Source organism: Desulfatiglans anilini DSM 4660 (assembly GCF_000422285.1).
In the GTDB taxonomy this organism is placed as follows: domain Bacteria; phylum Desulfobacterota; class DSM-4660; order Desulfatiglandales; family Desulfatiglandaceae; genus Desulfatiglans; species Desulfatiglans anilini.
In genome coordinates, this window is sequence record NZ_AULM01000082.1 from 1 (window position 1) to 4,695 (window position 4,695).

The window sequence follows — 4,695 nt, forward strand, 5'->3', positions numbered from 1 at the left end:
AGGAGATACTCGAGGAAACTATGTGACAAGGTCTGCTTGACTCACGTTCAATAGATCGAGTACCTCCGGACGGATACCGAATAGTGTTGGTACCCAACCCACGAATAGCAGATTGATTCACCGTCGAAGAAACCTCAGGGCCTCTTGCAGAAACAGAACTCCGATGGAGGAGTCATGACAAGATAAAGATAAAAAGGAACGCCGCTTTACGGGGCCTTGGCTCCGACGAGCTCCACGCAGGGCCCATTCTCGCCAAGGCCCCGTAAAGCGGCGTCGATTAAACAGGAGCTTTTCAGAACTTTTCACTTGACAAGAGCCCGTTTCATAACAGTTTCCATCCGGAGGGGGTCTTTTTTGACGATCTCGACGTCAATCTGCACGTTTGTTTGTGCGACGACCTGCAGCTTGCCTCCCCGCGGACGCTTGATTTCACTGATATTGGCCAAAACTTTTCATTTCCGGATGGAAACGGCTTGTTGTGTTTGGAGTGATCACACGTGCCTGATGCCTGTAATGGCGTTGGCGAGGGGTTTTTATTAAAGGGCATTCATGAGCGTTGAGGGCAACATCGTCGTGGACAAACAAGGCCCTATTTTAAAGGAAGGGGAAAACTGCTGGCGCATAGAAAACGCCAGTCGGGTTTCCTTTCTGGTAGACGGGGCTGCGTATTTCGAGGCCTTTTCATCCGCCATCGATCAGGCGGAGAAGACCATCTACATCGCCGGATGGGAGATTGACAGCCGGGTTTCCCTGTTTAAAGGTCGGAAGAACCGTGCTTCCGTCAGGCTCAAAGAACACATTGACAAAAAGATTGCCGCCACCCCCCACCTTCAGGCCTATCTTCTCTATTGGGATTTCTCCATGATTTATGCCCTCGAACGGGAGTGGCTTTCCATGTTCAAGCTGGGATGGAACACAAACCGGCGCATCCATTTTTTTATGGACGACGAGCATCCCACCGGGGCCTCTCAACACCAGAAGATCGTGGTCATCGACGATCGGGTGGCCTTTTCGGGCGGTATCGATTTGACTGGAAACAGATGGGACACCCCTGAACACCGCCTGCACGATTCCCGGCGCATCAACCCAAGCGGCCGGACCTACAAACCCTTTCACGATATCCAGATGCTTGTGGAGGGGGATGCGGCGGCCGCACTGGGAGATCTGTTTCGGGATCGCTGGCACCGGGCCACAGGGAAACATCTTCCTTGCCCAAGGAGCGAAGGCCCCGTTCCCTGGCCTTTGCCGGTGGAAGCGGACATGACGGATGTCCGGGTCGCGATTGCCAGGACCTCTCCGGCTTTCAAGGGAAGGAAGGAAGTCAGAGAAGTGGAGGCATTGTACAAGGATGCTATCCAGGCTGCACGCCGCTGCATATACATTGAGAATCAGTACCTGACCTCCGGGGTCGTGGCTCAGGCGCTGGTCGAAAGTCTTGAACAGGAAGAGGGGCCGGAAATCGTGATCGTTCTCCCCAAGGAGAGCACCGGGTGGCTGGAGAAGAGCGCTATGGACGCCATCAGGGCCCGGATCCTCAAACGTCTGTTTGAGGTAGATGGTCATGGGCGGCTCAGGGTCCTGTATCCGGTGCTGAAAGACGGTGAGACCCCCTTGTTTGTCCATGCCAAGGTTATGATATGCGATGAGAGGTTGGTGCGGATCGGGTCTGCAAACCTGAGCAATCGATCCATGGGGCTGGATTCGGAATGTGATCTGGCCATTGAATCTGTGGGTGATCGGCGTCAACAGACAAAAATGGGGATAGCGGCCTTTCGAAACCGGCTGCTGGCCGAACACCTGGGAACGACCCCCGAAAAGGCGGCTGATTGCATTGCCGGGCACCCGTCGCTGATCGAGGCGATCGAATCGCTGATGGGCAGCGGCCGCACCCTGAAACCGATGGAGGACCGCCAGGATATCCCTGTTGACGGGGCGGCCCTGGTGCCGGATACATCTTACATCGACCCGGAAAGGCCGGTCCAGATGGACCAGATGATCGATCAGTTTGTCCACGAAGAAAAGCCCGAATTCCGCAAACGCCATCTGGTAAAGGCGGTTGTGACCGTCCTGGTCCTGCTGGGAATGGCCGCTGCATGGCGCTGGACGCCTCTCTCGGAGTGGATCGATGTGAAACAAATCACCACATGGGCCCAGTCCATAGAAGGAAGTGGCTTTGTGGGTGTTGTTGTGGCAGCGGCCTTCGTTTTGGGGGGGATCCTGATGGCACCCGTTACCCTTTTGGTTGGGGCTACGGCAATGATCTTCCCACCGCTCAAGGCGAGCATTTACGCCCTTGGAGGATGCCTTGCCAGCGCCGTCGTGACCTACGCGATCGGGGCCCACCTGGGAAAAGGGTTGATACGCCGGTTGGCAGGCAAGAAGATCAACCGGCTGGGAAAGATATTGGCCAAACAGGGTCTGATTACCATGGTGGTTGTGCGCAACCTGCCGGTCGCCCCCTTCACCGTTGTCAATCTGATTGCCGGAGCCTCGCGGATAAGGTTCAGGGATTATCTGATAGGCACCGCACTGGGGCTCGCCCCTGGGGTGCTCGCTATTTCCATCTTTGCCGACCGTCTCATTCTCGCGGTGAAAGACCCGGAATGGAAGAATATCGCCATAACTGTCGGGCTGGCTATTGTCCTGGTCATCGGCATCTGGTGGACGAAGAAAAGGATCTCAAAGGAAGAGGAAGATTGAACCACGGAAGGATCACTGTAGGCACTTACAATGTCCATGAGTGGATCGGGAGCGACGGGCGTCAGCAACCGGCGAGGGCGATTCAGATCGTCCATGAGATTGGAGCCGACGTCATTGCCTTGCAGGAGGTATCATTTCCCGTCCGGGGGAGGCATCGGTACAGCATTGATAATCTGTCCCGGCAGACCGGGATGAGGGCTCTTCCCGGCCTCACGCTGACTCGGAGGCATGCCGATTTTGGAAATATCCTTCTCACGCGGCATCCCCTCATCCGCCTGCGAAAGCTGGATCTCACCGTGAAGCCCAGAGAACCGAGAGGCGCTGTCATGGCTGTTCTTGACATCCATGGAACGGCCTGCATGGTGGTTGGCACCCATCTGGGACTTGAACGGCGCGAACGCTCCCAACAGATTCAAGTGATCCTGAAAGAGATAGAGACCCATAACGACGGGGAGCCTTTGATCCTGATGGGCGATCTTAACGAATGGAACCCTGCGAGCGCCATGCGCCGTCTCCTGAGACGCCGCTTTGGCGCCCAGCCTGCTCCCGCCGCCTATCCCTCCCGTTTTCCGATGCTTGCCCTGGACCGAATTCTGATCCGGCCGCGCCGCGCGCTTGAAGGGATCCATGTCTTCAAATCCTGTCTCGCGAGACGCGCCTCAGACCATCTGCCGGTGGTTGCCAATATCCGGCTGCCACAGTCCGAAATCGGGTGACCCCGGTGCGTGATGGGCGCAACGCATGTGTGTAAAGCCAGGCGTGACACGTCTATCACCGGAATTTTGACGTGTCCTTGAGAAAATCGACGACTTCCTGCAGTTCCTTTTTGGCGTTTGCCAGCCCGGCTGCATCCTGAAGCGAAGCATGCCCTGGAGCTTTCCATAAGCGGCAATGGGCGGGGATTTGATATGAACGAGCGGTTGAACAAGGAGCTTGCCTTTTATGGCAGAGCTAAAAAATGTACACGTGGGCACGTCGGGCTGGCATTATAAACACTGGGCAGGCCCATTCTATCCTGAGGACATGCACAGCAATGAGTATCTTCAGTATTATGTCCAGCATTTGCATACGGTTGAAATCAACAATTCCTTTTATCAACTCCCGAAAGCCGAGACCCTGGCGTCCTGGCGGAAGACAGTCCCTGAGGGATTCAAATTTGCCGTTAAAGCCAGCCGATATATTACCCACATGAAGAAGCTGAAAGACTCCAAAGAGGCCCTGAACGTCTTCCTGAAAAGAGTGGATGTGTTGGGAGACAAACTCGGTCCCATCCTGTTTCAACTGCCTCCGCGCTGGCGCTTTAACGCGGACCGTCTTTATGATTTTTTGAAGATGCTTCCCAACCGCTGCCGATATGCGTTTGAATTCCGGGATGTATCCTGGATGAACCCGGAAGCCTATGAGGCCCTGAAACTATTTGGAGCGGCCTTCTGTATCTACGATCTGGCGGGATACCAATCTCCAAAAGAAACCACAGCGGATTTCATCTATATCCGGCTTCATGGTCCTGGCGGCGCCTACAAAGGCAACTACAGTGTTGCGGCATTGTCCGGATGGGCCGGTGCGGTTTCCACCTGGGCCGAGATGGGGAGCGACGTGTTCTGTTATTTTGACACACTCTTGTCCAAATTAGGAATTGCGGGCGTTTAGGGCGGAGGTGAAGCGCAAGGTGGAGTCGGGAAGGTGATCGAGGTTTCTGGGTATAGCCTCTTTGGTGTATAAGGATTTTGGGAAAAACAAACACACCAAGAGGAGGCTGATACCCATGAACAGGTTCGGTAGCATATTTAGCCAGTTGCTGCAACTTTTTCCGCGGGCGGAATTTGAGGCGGCGGTGAAAGAGACTCGGGCGGAACGGCATGCCAGGGGATTTACGTGCTGGGGACAATTTGTCGCGATGCTTTTCTGCCAGTTTGGGCGCGCCCATAGCCTGCGCGAAATCTGCGGCGGTCTTGCAACCTGCGAAGGAAAGCTGGTCCATCTGGGAATTCGCGC

5 protein-coding genes are annotated in these 4,695 nt (G+C 55.2%); 4 read left to right on the forward strand and 1 reads right to left on the reverse strand.

The window, feature by feature from the left end:
• Positions 1-302: 302 nt before the first annotated feature.
• A complete protein-coding gene (locus H567_RS29105; RefSeq protein WP_161626672.1) occupies positions 303-446 on the reverse strand; it encodes a hypothetical protein in 144 nt (47 codons plus the stop codon).
• Between the two features lie 103 nt (positions 447-549).
• Here H567_RS29105 and H567_RS0120950 point away from each other — a divergent pair, with 103 nt between their 5' ends.
• The 4 genes from H567_RS0120950 to H567_RS0120965 form a co-directional block, all read left to right on the forward strand.
• Complete coding sequence (locus tag H567_RS0120950; RefSeq protein ID WP_051185184.1) at positions 550-2,700, forward strand: VTT domain-containing protein; 2,151 nt, start codon at positions 550-552, stop codon at positions 2,698-2,700.
• Entirely contained in the window at positions 2,697-3,416 is a 720-nt protein-coding gene (locus tag H567_RS26475; protein WP_035255619.1) for an endonuclease/exonuclease/phosphatase family protein, read from the forward strand. Before H567_RS0120950 ends, H567_RS26475 begins: the two co-directional genes overlap by 4 nt.
• Positions 3,417-3,642: 226 nt before the next feature.
• A complete protein-coding gene (locus H567_RS26480) occupies positions 3,643-4,350 on the forward strand; it encodes a DUF72 domain-containing protein (protein WP_051185185.1) in 708 nt (235 codons plus the stop codon).
• 115 nt (positions 4,351-4,465) lie between these two features.
• Positions 4,466-4,695: DUF4372 domain-containing protein (locus H567_RS0120965; protein WP_028322889.1), on the forward strand; the 230-nt coding region annotated here is incomplete at its 3' end.